Source organism: Myxococcus sp. RHSTA-1-4, assembly GCF_020037125.1.
Lineage (GTDB): Bacteria > Myxococcota > Myxococcia > Myxococcales > Myxococcaceae > Myxococcus.
The window spans coordinates 127,365-144,186 of record NZ_JAIQDG010000020.1 but is presented as its reverse complement, the minus strand read 5'-3'; the positions used below and the strand labels follow the sequence as shown (position 1 = coordinate 144,186).

17 protein-coding genes are annotated in these 16,822 nt (G+C 71.4%); 8 read left to right on the top strand and 9 right to left on the bottom strand.

From position 1 onward, the window contains the following. The first annotated feature begins 112 nt into the window (after positions 1-112). The 4 genes from K8638_RS26090 (at position 113) to K8638_RS26075 (ending at position 2,759) form a co-directional block, all read left to right on the top strand. Positions 113-268: a hypothetical protein gene (locus K8638_RS26090; RefSeq protein ID WP_223757336.1), complete on the top strand. Its 156-nt coding sequence runs from the start codon at positions 113-115 to the stop codon at positions 266-268. 17 nt (positions 269-285) lie between these two features. Then, the gene (locus K8638_RS26085; RefSeq protein WP_223757335.1) at positions 286-1,017 is read left to right on the top strand and encodes a porin family protein; all 732 of its coding nucleotides are present in this window, start codon (positions 286-288) and stop codon (positions 1,015-1,017) included. Between the two features lie 109 nt (positions 1,018-1,126). Then, positions 1,127-2,131: a tol-pal system YbgF family protein gene (locus K8638_RS26080; RefSeq protein WP_223757334.1), complete on the top strand. Its 1,005-nt coding sequence runs from the start codon at positions 1,127-1,129 to the stop codon at positions 2,129-2,131. A 115-nt stretch (positions 2,132-2,246) separates the two neighbouring features. Next, positions 2,247-2,759 carry a hypothetical protein gene (locus tag K8638_RS26075; protein WP_223757333.1) on the top strand — a complete coding sequence of 171 codons (513 nt, stop codon included), beginning with the start codon at positions 2,247-2,249 and terminating at the stop codon, positions 2,757-2,759. Between the two features lies 1 nt (position 2,760). On the opposite strand, the gene K8638_RS26070 is transcribed toward K8638_RS26075, so the two are convergent. The 7 genes from K8638_RS26070 to K8638_RS26040 form a co-directional block, all read right to left on the bottom strand. Then, positions 2,761-4,386, bottom strand: a complete 1,626-nt coding sequence (locus tag K8638_RS26070; RefSeq protein ID WP_223757332.1) for a carboxypeptidase-like regulatory domain-containing protein — start codon at positions 4,384-4,386, stop codon at positions 2,761-2,763. Continuing rightward, positions 4,383-4,943: a hypothetical protein gene (locus tag K8638_RS26065; RefSeq protein WP_223757331.1), complete on the bottom strand. Its 561-nt coding sequence runs from the start codon at positions 4,941-4,943 to the stop codon at positions 4,383-4,385. Before K8638_RS26065 ends, K8638_RS26070 begins: the two co-directional genes overlap by 4 nt. 22 nt (positions 4,944-4,965) lie before the next feature. After that, complete coding sequence (locus K8638_RS26060; protein ID WP_223757330.1) at positions 4,966-6,861, bottom strand: sigma 54-interacting transcriptional regulator; 1,896 nt, start codon at positions 6,859-6,861, stop codon at positions 4,966-4,968. A gap of 25 nt (positions 6,862-6,886) precedes the next feature. Continuing rightward, positions 6,887-7,870 (bottom strand): hypothetical protein, encoded by a 984-nt coding sequence (locus tag K8638_RS26055; RefSeq protein WP_223757329.1) that lies wholly within the window; start codon positions 7,868-7,870, stop codon positions 6,887-6,889. After that, a complete protein-coding gene (locus tag K8638_RS26050; RefSeq protein WP_223757328.1) occupies positions 7,867-9,861 on the bottom strand; it encodes a serine/threonine-protein kinase in 1,995 nt (664 codons plus the stop codon). The genes K8638_RS26055 and K8638_RS26050 overlap by 4 nt, the downstream gene beginning before the upstream one ends. A 20-nt stretch (positions 9,862-9,881) precedes the next feature. After that, a complete protein-coding gene (locus tag K8638_RS26045) occupies positions 9,882-10,979 on the bottom strand; it encodes a 6-phosphofructokinase (RefSeq protein WP_223757327.1) in 1,098 nt (365 codons plus the stop codon). A gap of 140 nt (positions 10,980-11,119) precedes the next feature. Beyond that, entirely contained in the window at positions 11,120-11,602 is a 483-nt protein-coding gene (locus K8638_RS26040) for a hypothetical protein (protein ID WP_223757326.1), read from the bottom strand. Positions 11,603-11,731: 129 nt separating this feature from the next. Between K8638_RS26040 and K8638_RS26035 the strand changes: the two genes are divergently transcribed. Then, entirely contained in the window at positions 11,732-12,394 is a 663-nt protein-coding gene (locus K8638_RS26035) for a hypothetical protein (RefSeq protein ID WP_223757325.1), read from the top strand. 19 nt (positions 12,395-12,413) lie between these two features. Here the strand turns inward: K8638_RS26035 and K8638_RS26030 are convergent, their stop codons facing one another. Next, on the bottom strand, positions 12,414-12,968 hold the full coding sequence (locus K8638_RS26030) for a hypothetical protein (protein WP_223757324.1): 555 nt from the start codon (positions 12,966-12,968) through the stop codon (positions 12,414-12,416). A 599-nt stretch (positions 12,969-13,567) separates the two neighbouring features. On the opposite strand from K8638_RS26030, the gene K8638_RS26025 reads away from it, so the two are divergent. The 3 genes from K8638_RS26025 to K8638_RS26015 all read left to right on the top strand — a co-directional run bounded on the left by K8638_RS26025 (position 13,568) and on the right by K8638_RS26015 (position 16,328). Beyond that, positions 13,568-13,918, top strand: coding sequence for a hypothetical protein (locus K8638_RS26025; RefSeq protein ID WP_223757323.1), 351 nt, complete (start codon positions 13,568-13,570; stop codon positions 13,916-13,918). Between the two features lie 131 nt (positions 13,919-14,049). Continuing rightward, the gene (locus tag K8638_RS26020) at positions 14,050-15,372 is read left to right on the top strand and encodes a S1C family serine protease (RefSeq protein ID WP_223757322.1); all 1,323 of its coding nucleotides are present in this window, start codon (positions 14,050-14,052) and stop codon (positions 15,370-15,372) included. Next, on the top strand, positions 15,360-16,328 hold the full coding sequence (locus K8638_RS26015) for an FHA domain-containing protein (protein WP_223757321.1): 969 nt from the start codon (positions 15,360-15,362) through the stop codon (positions 16,326-16,328). The genes K8638_RS26020 and K8638_RS26015 overlap by 13 nt, the downstream gene beginning before the upstream one ends. 36 nt (positions 16,329-16,364) lie before the next feature. Here the strand turns inward: K8638_RS26015 and K8638_RS26010 are convergent, their stop codons facing one another. Beyond that, positions 16,365-16,736, bottom strand: coding sequence for a VOC family protein (locus tag K8638_RS26010; protein ID WP_223757320.1), 372 nt, complete (start codon positions 16,734-16,736; stop codon positions 16,365-16,367). Positions 16,737-16,822: the final 86 nt, after the last annotated feature.

Below are 16,822 nucleotides of genomic sequence, written 5' to 3'. Positions count from 1 at the left end.
AAGTTGACGCGTGGGAGGCGGCTGCTACGGTGCGCCACACGCCTGTAGCACCGGGCGGAATCAGCAAGGACGTACGCGACGGGTACCCACGGCAACGCACGGGAGCGGGCACATGCGCGGTGTGATCACCCTGCGGGACGTGGTGGCCAACCTGGGCGTCGTCCTCCGCGAGTTCGGCGTGGTGTGTGTCCTGCACTGTCTGCTCGCGGCGCTCCGCCGCCGGCAGACGACCTTCCTGGAAATCGCGCTGCGCCCCAAGCGCCCCTGACGGAAAACGCCGCCTTGATGCTTCGCCGCCTCCTGCCGCTGCTCGCCCTGCTCACCACCGCCCCCGCCTTTGCCCAGGCGCCGGAGGAGGACGAGGACGACGAAATCCCCACGTCGCTGAACGGGGTGGGGCGCATCTCCATCCAGGGCGGCTGGCGCGTGACGTCCAACGAGACGCTCTACACCTCCTGGTATGGCCGCACGGAGAACCAGGGGCTGGCCCGCGCCCGGGAGGTCTCCGGCGGGCCGCTGGTCATCGGCTCCTTCGCCTACGCGATGTCGGACCTGGTGGAGGTGGGCATCGACCTGTTCGGCACCGGCGGAAAGCTCTACCTCCGCGAGCCCGACGGGAGCGAACGCAGCATCAACCTCCTCAGCTACGGCGCCATGATAGGCCTGCGCTTCCAGACGGTGCTGCCCGAGGTGGGGCCGTACGGGCTGGTCCCCTTCGTGGGCCTCTTCACCGGACCCGCGCTCGTTTCCTCGAAGCGCCAGGGGGAGGCCGTGCAGGAGAGCACCACCCAGGCCTGGGTGGGCACCCTGGGCGCCACCTGGCGCCTGTCCTCCCGCTGGGGCCTGACGGCCGAGTACCGCCTGTCCTTCCTCCGGGGGCCGGTGGGCGCGCCGGAGACGGAGAACAACAACCGCCGCATCGGCTCGTTCAGCGCTGGCGGCAACTGGCTCTCCGTGGGCGTGACGTACACCTTCCCACCAGAGCCATCCCGGCCGCTTCCGGACGGTTTCTTGTAGAGAGAGCAGCCAGTCGAGACCCGGGCTGTCCACTCCAGGAAATGCATCGGCCCCGCGCCGTTGTTTCGGTGCGGAAATTATCGCCATACGCCCGGGAGAACTCCTTACGATGCGTGAGCCGGCCGAGCTCGTTTCCGCGCCCAGGAAGATGTCCATGCCAGAGCAGTCGAAGACGGAAGTGGAGAAGGAACTGCAGGACCTCCGGCGGGAAATCGTCGAGGCCCGCAACCTGGTCATCAAGAGCGACAACCTGCTGAAGAACCTCCATGCGGAGGTGAAGGCGGTGGGGAAGCGCCACGAGGACTTCCAGAAGCGCCAGTGGCTCTCCTCGGCGGTGGCCTATGTGCTGTTCGCCATCATCGCCGTGGGCGCCGCGCTGATGATCACCAGCGCGCGCAGCTCCAGCGCCAGCAATGAGCGCGAGCGGCTGGAGAAGATGGTCGCGGACCTCACCACGCAGCTCGAGAAGCAGCGCGCGGACACGGCGGCCCACCAGACGGCCCAGCGCGCCGCGGCCGAGGTCTACAAGATGATGACCAACCTCCCCGGTGACGAGCGCCTCAAGGGCATCGACGCGCTGGTGAAGCTGGACACGTCCCGCCTGAGCAACCTGGAGCGCCAGGCCCTCAATGACCGCGCCTCCGTGCTGCGCCGCGAGACGGGCGACGCCGCCTTCGAGCGCGGGAAGATCGCCTTCCGCAAGAACGAGATGCAGTCCGTCATCTCGGAGATGGAGCGCTTCCTGGCCATGAACCCGCCGCAGGAGCAGGCGCTGGACGCGTCCTTCTTCCTGGGCACCGCGTACAACCAGACGCGTCAGCACGACAAGGCGGTGCCGATGCTGGCCCGCTTCGTCGAGGGGGACAAGTCCTCCAAGACGCGTGACTACGCCATGCTGCTGCTGGCCCAGTCGTACCAGGAGGTCGGCCAGTACGATAAGGCGCTGGAGACCGCGCGTGACGCGGCCGGCACCTACGTCAACAGCCAGTACCAGCCGCAGTTCCGGGGCCGCATCGCCACGGTGAAGCGCCTGATGAACCCGGATGCCGCGGCCGCGCCCGCCGCCGTTCCGGCCGCCGCGCCCGCGCAGGCGGCCTCCCCGGCCGGCCAGTAGTCCCGGTGGGCTCAGGGGCAGGCGCCCTGGGGCCCGCTGCTCCCCCCCACCGGACGACGGTGCGGGACACGGAAGCGTTGCCACGCGGGGTCCACGGTCGTAAGACCTGGACCCCGTGTCCGCTCCCGACCCCCGGAAAGACCCCCGCTACCGCCGCTTCCGTGGTGGCGCGTACGCGGTGTACATCCTCCTCACCACGCTTTTCTCCGTCTGGATTCTCTGGAGCGTGGGCCGCTCGGTCGCGGCCATGACGCCGGAGCGGCCGCCGGACGCACCCCAGCTGCTCACCTTCCGTGAGTGTCTGGACGGCGCGCAGGCGCTGTGGGCGGAGCTGGAGTCGGAGCGCGAGAAGCTGGTGCGCGTGTCGCCCGCCCGGGACGTGGACCGGCAGTGGATGCGCTTCCGGACGGCGTGGCTGGAGCGGCTGCGCCAGCGCGAGTCCATGTGCGGGCTCGAGTCGCGGGATCGCGAGCGCCTGCGCGCGGTGTACCGCCGCCTGGAGACGGTGCAGGACCTCTACACCATCCATGCCGTGCAGTACGCGGGCGAGGTGGGCGGCGCGGTGGACGCGCTGCACGCCGCCTTCGCCACCGCGCGCAAGGACCCGGGCGCCGGCAAGCTGCCGTGAGTCAGCGCACCGGCATCAGCGCCGTGTAGCGGCCCTGGTGGTCCGACACCGTCTGGGACAGCAGCACGGACGAGGGGCGGCCCTCCAGCGTCCCCACCCGGTAGAAGCGGATGGAGGCATAGGGCAGGGTCCGCGTGCCGTCCGTCACCCGGCCGGTGAGGGTGCGGCCGCGCTGCAGGTTGAAGGTCGCCAGCTCCTGCACGGTGGCGTCCTCGCCGGGCAGCACGGTGATGACGCGGCTGATGCGCGGGAGGTTCTCCGCCGGGAGGAAGTCCACGCGGTAGACGGCGGGGTCCAACCGCAGCCGCCAGGTGCCTTCGTCGTCGGTGGCGACCAGCGCCTCGCCACCGCCGGGCGGACGGGGCCAGCCGGGCACCTCGGCGATGGGCTCCACCGCCACGCGCACGCCGCGCGCCGGCTCGGTGCTGCCGGGCAGGTGGAGGGTGCCCATGACGACGCGCCGGTCGGGACAGACGACGTCCGGCAACACGGCGCCGGTGCGCGGCACCTCCACCGGCTGCACGATGAGGCCCGCGGTGACACCCAGGGGCGGCACCACCACCAGGGAGAGCGTGCCGCCCGGAGCCGCCGGCAGGGTGTCCACCGTGAAGCGCCCCTCCAGGGTGGTGGTCGCCAGCGGGCCATGGAACAGGCCGCCGCCGCCCACCTGCCCGCGCAGCGCCACGGTGGCGCCCGCCACCGGCCTGCCGTCCAGGCCCACCACCCGGCCCGACACCCGCACCGGCTCGCCATACTCCCCCAGCTCCAGCGGCGAGGTGAGCGGCGCGCGCGGGTCCACCGTGAAGGTCTTCTGCGGAACCCAGGGCGCCTCGCCCAGGGCCGTCACCCGCAGCAGGATGGCGGAGCGCCGTGCCGCCTCCCGGGGCATGACGAGCGTGAAGTCACCCGAGCCGCGCATCACCGGCACACGCTGGGACAGGGGCGACAGGTCCGCGTCCAGCGCTTGAATCCGCAGGTCCGCGTCCACCAGCAGCTCGCCCTGGCGCACCACCCGGCCGCTCAGCCGCACCACCGTGTCCGGGGCGGGCAGCACCAGCTCCAGCGGCACCCGGGCGCCGGGCTCCACGTGGCTGGTGCCCCGCACCGGCGGCACCTCGAGGTCGCCGGCCGTCAGCGTCACCGCGTACTCGCCGGTGCCCACGGGCAGCTCCCACGCGCCGTTGATGGGCACCAGCTCCGCCTCGTACCGGCGCGTCACGCCGGGCAGCAGGAGGCTCTCGCCGTCGGCGCGCAGGTGGAGGGGCTCCGAGTAGGGACGCGTGGTGGTGCCCCCATCCGGGGCCGGCAACGACGTGGCGCGCACCACCCGGCCCGCCACCCGGGCGGGCTCGAGGAGCTCCAGGTCCAGCTCCGGCCGCACCGGGTCCACGCGGAAGTCCTGCGCGTGCATGCCGTCGTGGGGGTTGGGCGTCACCTCCACGACGATGTCCCGGCCCGGGTCTCCACACCCGTCCGGGAAACACACCTCGTTCGGGCCGCACTCGGCATCCGAGCGGCACACGAGCTGGCTCGGGTCCGGCTCCTCCTCCAGCAGGGCGCACCCGGTGCCCGCGAGCACCGCCAGCAGCGCCAGCGCGGGGACGAGCGGCGCGCGGCGCGGCGTCACCGGCAGTCCCCCTGCACGGTGTTCACCACCCAGGCGTACGTGACGACGTAGCCCGGGTCCTCGATGAAGGTGCCGTCGGGAAGCTGCACCACCCGCGGCTGCACCACCCGGTCCTGCAGCTCCGAGTCGCTGACCAGCGCCTCCACCAGGTGCGTGCCCGGCGTGCCCAGCGGGCTGTTGGCGGACGCGAGGCTGATGAGCAGCGAGCCCCGGTCCGAGCGCAGCGGGTCCCGGGTGATGTTGGCCAGGTCGTACTGCCGGTAGGGGCCCCGCGGGTCCTGTGGGTTGTAGTCCACGTACCAGTGCACCTTGAGGCGGTCATCCAGGTCGGGGTCCTCGGCGACGACCTCGAAGGTGAGGTCACACGCGCCGGCGCCGAAGTCGGAGATGACGCGCTGCTGGGGCGACACCAGGCTCTCCACGATGCGGGGCGGCCGGTTCCTCTGCCCGGGCACGCCCTCCAGCAGCGTGTCGTCCTGGGGGATGAGGCAGCCCGTCGCCGCGCAGGCCGCCACCACCAGCGCCGACCATCCGTATCGCCGAGTCGTGCCTTCCATCGTCCGTGCGCGGGCCGCCCGCTCAGAGCAGCTCGTCTCCCTCCTCGGGAGGCAGGGGCCGGCCCGACTTCTCCGCCTCCAGCTTTTCCAGGTGGCGGAAGATGGTGCGCGGGTCCACGCCCAGGTCCTTGGCTGTCTTGGTCCGGTTGCCGTTGTTCCGGGCCAGCACCTCGTTGATGTAACGCTTCTGGAATTCTTCCTTGGCCTGGAGCAGCGGCATGATGGGCTCCAGGTTCTCCGGCTTGAGGTCCAGGTCGTCCGGACCCAGCAGCGGCTTGTCCGCGAGCACCACCGCCTTCTTCAGGCGGTTCTCCAATTCGCGGATGTTTCCAGGCCAGCCGTACTTCCGCATGGAGACGGTGGCGGAGGGGGTGAAGCCCCGGGCCTTGGAGTTGAACTCGCGGGCGTACTTCTGGAGGAAGAAGCGGCCCAGCACCACCACGTCCTCGCCGCGCTCGCGCAGGGGGGGCAGCTTCAGGGTGACGACGTTGAGGCGGTAGTAGAGGTCCTCGCGGAAGGTGTTCTTCTTCACCTCGTCCTCGAGCACCTTGTTGGTGGCGGCCACCACGCGGATGTCCACCGGCTCGCCGCGGTTGTCGCCCACCTTGTAGACAATCTTCTCCTGGAGGGCGCGCAACAGCTTCACCTGGAGCTGCAGGGGCATCTCGCCAATCTCGTCCAGGAAGAGCGTGCCGCCGATGGCCGCCTGGAACTTGCCGGCCTTGGTGGCCACCGCGCCGGTGAAGGCGCCCTTCACGTGGCCGAACAGCTCGCTCTCCAGGAGGTTCTCCGGAATGGCGCCGCAGTTGATGGTGATGAAGGGCCCCTTGGCGCGCGGGGAGCGGCGGTGGATTTCGCGGGCGATGAGCTCCTTGCCGGTGCCCGTCTCGCCGGTGATGAGGACGGAGATGTCCGTGGGGGCAATCTTGTCGATGCGCTTGTACACGTCGCGCATGCCCTGGCAGGCGCCCACGATGTCGCCGTAGCGCTGGTCCTCCAGCTTCCGGCGCAGCTCCGTGTTGTCCAGCTTGAGGTCGTTCACCAGCATCGCGTTCTGCAGGATGAGGGACGCCTGCGCCGCGAAGATGGTGAGCATGTCCGCGCTCTTGGGCTCGAACCGGTTCACCAGCCTGTCGTTGCCCACGTAGATGACGCCGAACAGGTCCCCCTTGTGCATGAGCGGCACGCACATGACGGAGTGGACGCGGAGGTTGACCACCGACTCGCTCTTGTTGAACTCCGGCGAGTCGAGCGCGTCCGCGACGATGAGCGGCTTCTGCTCCTTCACCACCTTGGCGATGATGGAGTCGGAGATCTTGTCCTTCTCCACCGCGTCCTCGATGTTCTCCCGGGACACGTTGCGCGCCACCTTCACGCGAGGCTCGCCGCTCTCCATGAGGATGAGGAAGCCCTTGTCCGCGCGAGTCACCTCGATGGCCTCGTCCATGAGGCTCTCCAGGATGCGCTCCACGTCGTAGAGGCCCAGCAGCCGCTCGCTGAAGGCGGTGAGCCGGCGCAGCAGGAGCAGCTCGCGGCCGGGCACGCCGGGCAATTCCGCGGTGTGCGAGTCCGGGTTGGAGGTGCGCATCACCTCGCGGGGCGGAGTGGAGGGCGGCGGGGGCGGGGCGCGGGGGGCGTCCTCGCGAGCGAAGACGAGCTCGGTGGCGCCGACGCGGACCACGTCTCCGGTGGACAGCGCATGGGCGTCGCGCCTCTTGCCGTTGACCTGGAAGGTGGCGCCCAGGCTGCCGACCTCGTAGCGGCTGCCGTCGAAGGTGACGTGCAGGGCGCTGTCGGGCACGCCCGGGTCCTCGAGCTGCACGTCGTTGTCCGGCCCCCGGCCGATGCTGGTGATGCGCTTGTGCAGGGAGACCGAGCGGACCTTTCCATCGGGAGAGCGGACGGTGAGGCTGGCCATGGATTCTCGTATCGGGTGGAGAGGCTCAGAAGAAGAGGGTGAGGCCGGCGCCGAGCCCGCCGGAGGTGCGGTAGAGGCCCACCCGCGTCGAGAGGGTGCCGGGCGGAGCGGAGGCTGGAGCGGGCGCGTCGGGGCGGGGCTCCACGGTGGTGCGGATGACGTGGTCCTCGTGGTGGTACAGCGCGTCCACCACGCCGAGTGCGTAGATGGTGTAGAAGCCCGCCGCCGAGGACAGCTTGAGGAGCTGCCAGGTGTCCCGCTGCTTGCGCCGGTTGGTGGGGATGTAGCGCACGCGGATGGAGGCCTGGCCGTCCGGGTCCAGGACGTTGTCCATGAGGACGGTCTGCTCCTCGAAGAGCGACTCGTAGGCGAAGAAGGAGATGATGCTCGTCACCGCGAGCGCGCCCTCGGTGGCGGCGAAGACGATGCCGAGGCTGTTGCGGCCCTGCTGGAACTGGCCGGCGCCGAAGGGGACGAAGTTGACCAGGAAGTTGCGCTTCTCCACGGTGCGCACGGTGACCTGGCGGGCCATCTCCTCGGCGCGGCGGCGCTGCACCTCGGCCTCCAGGCGCTCACGCTCGCGGCGCTCGGCCGCGGCCTTCTCGCGCTCCTGGCGCAGCCGCCGCTCCTGGCGGAGGAACTCCAGCTCGCTGGACATCTCCACCTTGAGCGAGTCCAGGAAGGCCACCGCGGGCGGCGGGACGACGAAGGGGTCCAGGCCGTAGTCCGGATCCAACCGGAGCAGGGCGCGCAGGTGGCGCGTGGCGTCCTCGGTGCGGCCGAGGTTGAAGGCGGCGAGGCCCGCCAGCTTGTGCAGCTCCACCAGGTCGTCCTCGGACAGGTCTCCGCGGTCGATGCGGGCGCCCGCGCGGTCCAGCACCTCCGCGTACTTGCCGTACTCGAAGCTGGCGCGCAGCGCGGCCACCTCCGGGTCTCCGGAGTCCTGGGCGCCGGCGGCGGCCGGCGCGAGGGTCAGCGTCCACAGCAGGAGCAGGAGTCCGCGGCTCATTCGGGGAGGAGGCTCCCGCGAAGGGTGGTGGGCTCGCCGGGATTCAGGTGCACCTTGCGCCGCTCCGTCCTGTAGCCGGGGTGGGAGAGCTCCACTTCGACGCTGAGCTGGAAGCCCGCCGGGCCGCGCGGGGCGCGGACCACGAAGGGGGACTGGAGGCTCTCGCGCACGGTGCGCTGCTGCCCGTTCACGCGCACCACGGCGTCCGCCGGCTCGTACTCGAAGGAGAGCAGCGCGGGCTTGGGCTGGGCGCGCAGGTGGAAGACGTTCTCTCCGCTGCCGCGCACGTCGATGGTGTCCACCACGTCCTCGCAGTAGTCACAGGAGATGGTGACGCTGTGCCGTCCCGGCACGACTTCCACGTCGTGCTTCTGCAGCGGCTGGGCGCTGGGCGCGCCGTCGTCCACCCGGATGATGCCGTAGGGCCGCACCAGGATGGACACCGGCACCTTGCGCACCGGCGGCTTGCGGGACGCGTCATCGGGGAGCCGCTCCGCGACCGGCGGGGCGGGCACGTGGCGTGAGCCGCTGCCCCTGGGCGCTGCTCCGGGGACGGGAGTGGAGCCCTGGTGCGGCGTGAGATTTCCCGGGGGCGGCCGCTCCTCGTCGACGGACGCCGCCACGAGGCCGGCCACCAGCGTGTCCGGCGGCCGCGCCACCACGGGCGGCCGTGAAGGGACACCCTCACCGGTGCCGGTCGTCGAGTCGGTCCGCACGCCGGGCGTCCCGACCGTGCCGCCCGGGGCCGGTGGCTCGCCCTGGGAGCCCGGTGGGGTGGTGCGCGGGTCCGTACCGCCCGGCACGCTGTCGCCCGTCTGCTCCGGCGTGTCCTGCCGCGTGCCGGCCTGGCGCACCTTCCAGCCGCCCACGCCGAGCAGCGCGGCGGCGGCAAGGCCGATGCCCACGCGAATGCCGCGGCGGCGCCACGTCTTGATGCGCTGGGCGCGCCGCAGGCCCTTGAGGAGCGCGAGCGCGCGGGCGTTGGTCGCGTCCAGCGCGAGCACCTGGTTGAGGCTGGCCAGGGCGCGCGGGGTGCGCTTCTCCGCGAGCAGCCGCTCGCTGCGCTCCAGCAGCGCGGCGACGATGCGCTGGCGGGCGAGCTTCCGGTACGAGGTGGGGTCCGCGAAGAAGGACACCAGCTCCTCGCCCACGCGCGCGAAGCCCAGGCCGGCGAGGTAGTCCGCGAGCGCGTCGCGCAGCCTGGCGGCGTCCGGGTAGCGGCGCTGGGGCTCGCGCTGGAGGCAGGTGGCGCAGATCTCCGCCAGCTCGTCGGACAGCGTGGGCACGCGGCGGCGCGGGTCCTCGTAGTCGCCGTCGAGGATGCGCTTGAGCGTGGCGGTGGTGTTGGTGGCGCTGAAGGGCAGCCGGCCCGTCATCGCCGCGTAGAACATGATGCCCACGCTGAAGACATCCGCCTCGGGGCCGGCCTCCAGGCCCTCGATGATTTCCGGGGCCATGTGGGCCGGCGAGCCCACCAGCGTGCCGGTGACGGTCATCCGCTCCTCGATGTCGAGCAGCTTCGCGATGCCGAAGTCCATGAGCTTGAGGATTCCGTCCTCGCGCACCATGACGTTCTCCGGCTTGAGGTCGCGGTGGATGACGCCGGCCTCGTGGGCGTGGGCGAGCGCCGCCGCCAGCTCGTGGATGACCATGGCCGCCAGCTCCGGCGGGTCCATGGGCCCCTCGTCGAGGAAGGACTTCAGCGTCTGGCCGCGGATGTACTCGGTGACGATGAACGCGTCCTGCGCGTCCGCGGAGGAGAAGTCGAAGACCTCGAGGATGTTGGGGTGGTGCAGCTTGGCCACCGCGCGGGCCTCGCGGGCCAGCCGCCGCCGCGACTCGTCCTTGCCGGCCAGGTGCGGGTGCAGCACCTTCACCGCCACCTCGCGGTCCAGGGCCGTGTCGAGCCCCTTGTACACGACGCTCATGCCCCCCGAGCCGAGCTGCTCGAGGATGCGGTAGCGACCGATATGGCGGCCGACGAGCGTCATGACGTGCGGCGTCCTCCCCCTCAGTCCCCGAAGCTGATGCCCATGCTCTTGGCGAAGCGCACCAGCTCACCGGATGGGTCCACCCGGCGCTCCTTGCGCGACTCACTCAACGGTACCGCGACAATCTCCCCCGCGCGCAGCGCGACCATATGGTTCCACTGCCCGTCACGCACGAGATCCAACACCTTGCACCCGTAGCGTGTGGCCAGCAGCCGGTCCGCCGCGCTAGGGCTGCCGCCGCGCTGCAGGTGGCCCAGCACGGTGACGCGAATCTCCGCGTCCACGTGCTTCGCGAGCAGGTCCGCGCACACCCGGCCGGAGCCGCCCAGCCGCACCACGCCGCGCCCGGGGACCTCCCCGGCCTGCTCCTGGATGGCCAGCGTGCCGCCCACGGGGTACGCCCCCTCGGAGATGGCGATGATGGAGAAGCTGCGCCGGCGGGTGGCGCGGCGGTGGATCTTCTCCACGATGGACTCCACTTGGTAGGGAATCTCCGGGATGAGGATGACGTCCGCGCCGCCGGCGATGCCGCTGTCCAGCGTGAGGAAGCCGGCGTGGCGGCCCATGATCTCCACCACCATGACGCGGTCATGCGCCTCGGCGGTGGAGTGCAGCCGGTCCAGCGCTTCCGTGACGATGAGGCGCGCGGTGTCGAACCCGAACGTCTGGTCCGTGCCGGAGAGGTCGTTGTCGATGGTCTTCGGGCAGCCCACGACGTTGAGACCCCTGGAAGCCAGACGGTGGCCAATGGACAGCGTCCCGTCACCGCCGACGGCGACCAGCCCGTCCAGCTTGAGCTCCTCGCAGCGGCGGAGCACCTGGTCGGACACGTCCCGGTCCACCCAGTGGCCGTTCTCCCGGAAGGGGTAGGCGAAGGGGTTGGCCTTGTTGGAGGTGCCCAGGATGGTCCCCCCCTTGGGGAGGATGCCGCGCGTGTCCTCCTCCGTGAGGGGGTGGGTGAGCCCGGGCTCGACCAGACCCATGTAGCCGTTCTCGATGCCGACGAACTCGTGGCCGAACTCGTGCGTGCCCCGCTTCACGAGGCCACGGATCAGCGCGTTGAGTCCCGGGCAGTCACCACCACCGGTGAGGACTCCGAGTCGCAGGGAACGGGGCATACGGGTCGGACGCAGGTGTCAGAGGTGCGGGGTTGAACCATGACAGCGACGTCGGACCTGATTCTAGGGGCCCCCCCTGGGGGGTGCAACGCGCGAATCACCCGGTGCGGCGGTTTTCCGAGTGTAAACAGGGCCTTCCGTCAATCGCGCTTGAGGCGGCGGCGCGAGGCGACGCGGTCGAGGAGCGCCTGGAGACGGGGCTCGGCCTCCTTGGGGAGGGCCTTGTCTGTCGGAGAATGTAGGGGCATCTCGCGGGCGAGGCGGTACAGCTCGATCAGCCGCTCCTTGAGCAGCTCGCTGTCCGGGCGCTCCTGGACGGCGCGGCGGTAGGCGGCGGCGGCCCCGACGTAGTCCCCGAGGGCGAAGAGGCGCTCACCCTCCTGGGCGGGTGAGGAGGGGCCCAGGGGGAGGGAGACGTCATGGGTCGGGCGGGAGGCCTGGAGGGCCTGGAGCTCGGCGGGCTGGAGCGAGTCGCGCAGGTTGGCGAGCTTGAGGGCGAGCCCCGGGTCTTCCGGGAAGGCGCGGACGAGCGCTTCGTAGAGGCCGAGTGCTTCCGCCATTTCGCCCCTGCGCAGGGCGCGGTCGGCGCGTGCCTCCATGTCGGCCCGGGCTGCAGGGGTCATCAGGCCGGCGAGGTTACCCGCGACGTCCGGGGATGTCACAACGAAGGTGGCATGCCTCGCGCGCCTGGGGGCCGGGCAGGAGACAGGGGGCCCGTGAGAGTGGGGCCGGACCCACCTATGCTGACGGCCGTGAGTCCCTCCCTCCTCGCCGCGGGGCTGCTGGTGCTGTCGGGCGCGCTCGGCTCCGAGCTGCGGCGCGACGGCTACCAGTTCCGTCCGCCCGAGGGCTTCCACATGGTGCGCTGGGAGCAGTACGCGGGCTCGCGCGCGGGGGCGGTGGCGCTGGAGGCGGATGCGCCGCGCGCGCTGTCCGCCGCGCTGGCGGACGGCGAGGGCCCGGAGGCGGCCACGCTGCTGGTGTCGGTGGTGGAGCGGGGGTTTTCCGCGAGCCCGTCCGAGCGGGACGACTTCGCGGCGGCGGTGATGCAGCACTTCCAGCGCGAGCTGGGGCTGACGCTGTCACCGGAGCGCGTGGAGCGGCTGGGTGGAGCGGTGCCGCGCGTGGAGGTGCTGGGCACGCTGCGCGAGGCGGGGCAGGTGCGCACGGTGCTGGTGGCGGGGCTGGCGTCGGAGGGGCGTCACGCGGTGGTGGCGGTGAGCGCCCCGGCGGTGCGCTGGGAGGAGCTGGAGCCCCGGGTGCGGGAGTCGCTGGAGACGTTCCGGCTGGAGGCGACGACGGCCCCGGGCCCCGCGCCGCGCAGGCTGCTGGGCGCGCTCGCGGGGGCCCTGGCCGGAGCGCTGGTGGCCTCATACACGGCCTGGCGCAGGCGGCGCGTGCGCCAGGGCTCGTGAGCCACGAGGCGGCTGGGCCTCACCCCGTGAAGTGGAAGCGGTAGTGGCACTCCGCGTCGCCCTGGGAGAAGCCCTTCAGGCGCTCGGCGCGCACGTTCTTCGCGCCCAGCACCTCGAGCCCGTGCTTCATGAAGCCCATGGTGATGTATTCGAAGTACGCGTGCGGCCTGGGGAGGCCGGTGATGCGCAGGTCCGCGGAGCTCTCACCGGTCTCCACGTGCGCGGTCCCCGCGGTGAAGTAGCTCTTCCACACGCCGGGGAAGAACTGGAGGAAGCGGCGGAAGTCGGCCTGCGCGAACATGGGCTTGAGCTGGCCCTTCGTGAGCGCGTGCGTCGCGGCATTCTCTCCGAAGCTCCAGTAGGCCATGGGGTCGTTCTTGTAGAAGCGCGCGAGCAGCGCCTCCGAGAAGCGGACGTACGAGTCCGCCGGTATCCACGTCATCGGCAGCACCGGCTTCGCGAAGACGGGGTCCGTCTTCGCGTACTCCGTCAGGAACGAGCGCCACGCGGCCTCGCCGAATTCCGCGACCACGGACTCGTGCCTCGCCATGAACGCTGTGCCCTTGATCTCCATGTCGTCGTTGTCTCCAGGGGTGTGGGTGCGAAGCGCGAGCGTATTGTGCCCCCCGCGTCGCGTTCGTGAGCCGGCGGATTCTCCCCTCGCGGCTGCGTCGAATGCGAGGGCAGGCACCCGAGAGCGCGTGCCCGTCCGGCTCCTGTAGGGGCAGACCTCCCGGGACGGGGAACGAACACTCCGGACTCGTGAGCGCGTCTCTCCGGGAGGCGCTCTGGGGAGGCGACGGCGGCCTGGGGTCAATCACACCCGTGGTGCTGGTGGCCGAGCCTCTCCGTGTTAGGCTGGAGGCTCTTGAAGAGAAGGCTTCGTCCGCGGTGACGGGGAGCGCTGTGATGGTACGACTCAATCCAACTGGCAACAGGGTGCGAGCTTCAACGGTGTCGGCGGGGGCCACGGGGGCTCCGGCACGCGCCGCCACTCCGCCCAGGGCTGCTCAGCCCAGGGACACCTTCGAGGTGGCGCGCCGCTCCCCACCTCCCGTGCAGCTCGCCGCCACCACCCCTCCGTTCGGGCAGCGGGAGCGTGCATTGCAAGTGGTTCGACAGGCACCACCGGGGTCCGTTGGCGCGGCCATCCGCCCGCTTCTCGAGGGGGCCATGGCGTTCCTGGGCACCGTGGGCTTTGCCACGGGCTCATCGATGCCGGGACAGAACCCCATTCTCGGCATGGCCATGGCGGCCTTCACCAGGGAGTTCGCCGCCGGGGCGGTGGGGGACTTCTACGAGCAGCAGCGGGAGCTGCTCTACCAGCCGGCGACGGATGAAAACATCCGCGAGTTCGCACGGCGCGAGACGGAGTTCTTCGGCACCCAGCCCTGGCTCGCGCGAAACGTGGGGGGCCTCATGTCCGCCGAGACGCGAGCGGAACTGCTCACCTACAGCCGGAACGCCCAGCAAGCGGGGGAGCAGGTGCTGCGGAGGGTGTTCGGGAGCACGGGCTCGGAGTGAGCCTGGCGCCGTGAGCCGAGCGGCATGGCACGCTCGCCCCGGTGGCGGGCCGCCGTCCTGTTTCCAGTGCACAAGGGGGAATGGCTCCATGCCCCCGGGCCCGGCGGGGTGGGGTAGGGTGGGACGCATCCATGTTCGCCTTCCTACTCGCCGCCGTGCTCGCGCAGGCGCCCGTGGCCCCGGGGGAGCCGGGCACGCCGCCGGATGCCGGTGTCCCCGAGGCCTCGCCCGAAGTGCCCATCTCCGCGCTGCCGCCGGCCACGCATGAGCTGTTCCGGCGCATCGAGGGCCGTGTCGCCCAGGTGCGCATCATCGAGCGCCGCTCGGGGACGCGCTCGTCCATCGGCTCGGCCTTCTTCGTCTCCGCCGCCGGGCACGCGGTGACGAACTACCACGTGGTCTCCGACGTGGTCATCCACCCGGAGGACTACACCGCGGAGCTGGTCCTTCGCGGCGGTGGCGAGCCCGTGCCGGTGCGCCTCGTCGACGTGGACGTGGTGCACGACCTGGCCGTCATCCAGATGGCCACGCCTGTGGCGGACTTCTTCGCCCTGGAGGACCGCGAGCCCCCGCAGGGCGCGCGCCTGTTCGCCATGGGCAACCCCCGGGATCTGGGCACCACCATCGTCGAGGGCACCTACAACGGGCTCATCCAGGACGCCCTCTACGAGCGGCTCCACTTCAGCGGCGCCATCAACCCCGGCATGAGCGGCGGGCCCACCCTCACCGGCGAGGGCCGCGTGGTGGGCGTCAACGTGGCCACCATGGGCAACCAGGTGGGCTTCCTCGTGCCGGTGCGCTTCGCGCGCGACCTGCTCGCCCGCGCGCTCCAGGCGAAGGAGCCCGACGCGCAGGCGCTATTGGACACCGTCCGCGCGCAGTTGATGGACAACCAGCAGCGGCTCACCGAGCGGCTCCTGGAGGCACCGCTGCCCAGGCACACGCTGGGCAGCTACCGCGTCCCCGGCCGCTGGAGCCCCTTCCTCAAGTGTTGGGGGGACACGCCGCACGACCCGGAGGTGCCGTACACGGTGACGAACTACCAGTGCTCGTCCGAGGAGGACATCTACGTGTCCTCGAACCACCGCACGGGCGTGGTGGCCTTCCTGCACCAGTACGCCACCAGCCAGAAGCTGGGCGCGCTGCGCTTCTCCGCGCTCTACAGCGCGCTCTTCTCCCAGGATCCGGACGCCGTGGAGGCCACGCGCCAGGACGTCACCAACTACCGCTGCAAGTCGGAGTTCGTGGACGTGGACGGGCTGCCCGTGCGCGCCGCGCTCTGCCTGCGCGCGTACCGGAAGTTCCCCGGCCTCTATGACGTGGTGCTGCGCGCCGCCACGCTGAACGCGGGCACCAGCGGCGTGGACACCTCGCTCACCCTGGCCGGCTTCACCGCGGAGAACGGCCGCCGGATTGCCCGGCGCTACCTGGAGGCGCTGTCGTGGACGAAGTGATCTTCCTGGAGGTGCTGGAAGGCGACATCGTCCATGCCCGACACCGCCTGGAGCGCTTTCCGGCGAGCGTGGGACGCGCCTACACCAACGACGTCATCCTCGACGACCCGAAGGTCTCCGCCGAGCACCTGCGCATCGAGCGCCGTGAGGACGGCGCGCTGGTGCTGAGGGACGTGGGCAGCCACAACGGCACGTACCGCGTGGAGCCCTGGGCGCCGCTCGCCGAGCTGGAGCTGGCCCCCGACACCCGCGTGGCCGTGGGGGACACGGTGCTGCGCTTCCGCGCGCGCAACCACCCGGTGGAGGACACCGTCATCGGGCAGGCGCCCACCGCGCCGCGCGCCCGCGTGTTCGAGAGGCCGCGCACCTTCTCCCTGGCGCTGCTGGCCCTGCTGTGCGCGAGCCTCCTGGAGGAGTACCTCTCCAACTACGGGCGCACGGACTGGGGCGAGCTGATGGTGGCGCTGGTGGCGCCGCTGGGGCTCATCCTGCTGTGGGCCGGCGGCTGGTCGGTGGCCAGCCGCATCGCCCGCCGGCAGTTCCACTACCGTGCGCACGCCACCATCGCCACGCTGGTGTTGCTGTGCGGCCTCGTCCTCCCGGTGCTGCTCACCCTCGTGGGCTTCAGCCTGGGGGTGGGGAGCGGCCTGCCCCTGCTCCACCACGCCGCGTTCCTGGGGCTGATGGGGTGGGGGCTCTACTGGCACCTGCGCTACGTGACACGGTGGGACCCGCGCCGGCTGGTGCGCGTGCTCACCGTCGTCACGTTGGTGTTCGGCGTCCTGTCCCGCGCGGACGACCTGCTGGGCAACGAGTCCTTCAGCGAGGCGCTCGACTTCCCCCGCACGCTGCTGCCGCCGGCCTTCCGCGTCGCGGGGGCGCGGCCCGTCGAGGACTTCTTCGAGGACACGTCCTCCTTGCAGGAGCAGGTGGACGCGCTGGCCAGGGAGGAGTGAGCCGGGCGTCTCGCGCCCGGCTGGGGCGGTCGCGCTCTAGCTCGCGCGCGGCTCGTGCAGGCCCACGTGGTTGCCCTCCGTGTCCTGGATGATGGCGATGTGGCCCGGGGGCCCGATGTCCGTGCGCGGCACCAGGACGCGGCCGCCCGCGGCCTCCACGCGCGCCAGCCACGCGTCCAGCTCACGGCCCGCGTTGAGGAAGACGCGCTGGCCGTTGGGGCCCGGGGCGTTCCGCGGGTCCTCCACCAGCGCGCCGCCCACGCCCTCGGTCTTGAAGATGGCGTGCGGGACGTCCATGAAGCGCTCGCGCTTGAGCGCCAGCCCGGTCATCCGCTCGTAGAAGGCGGCGGCGCGGGAGAGCTGCGTGCAGGGAATCTCGAACCAGTTGACGGCGTCGTTGCGGGCCATGGCTTCGCTCCATGTTCGAGGCCGGCGGCGCCCGGGCGGGAGTGCCCGGGGCCCGACCTCCATGCCGCGCACACTGCGCCAGCCCT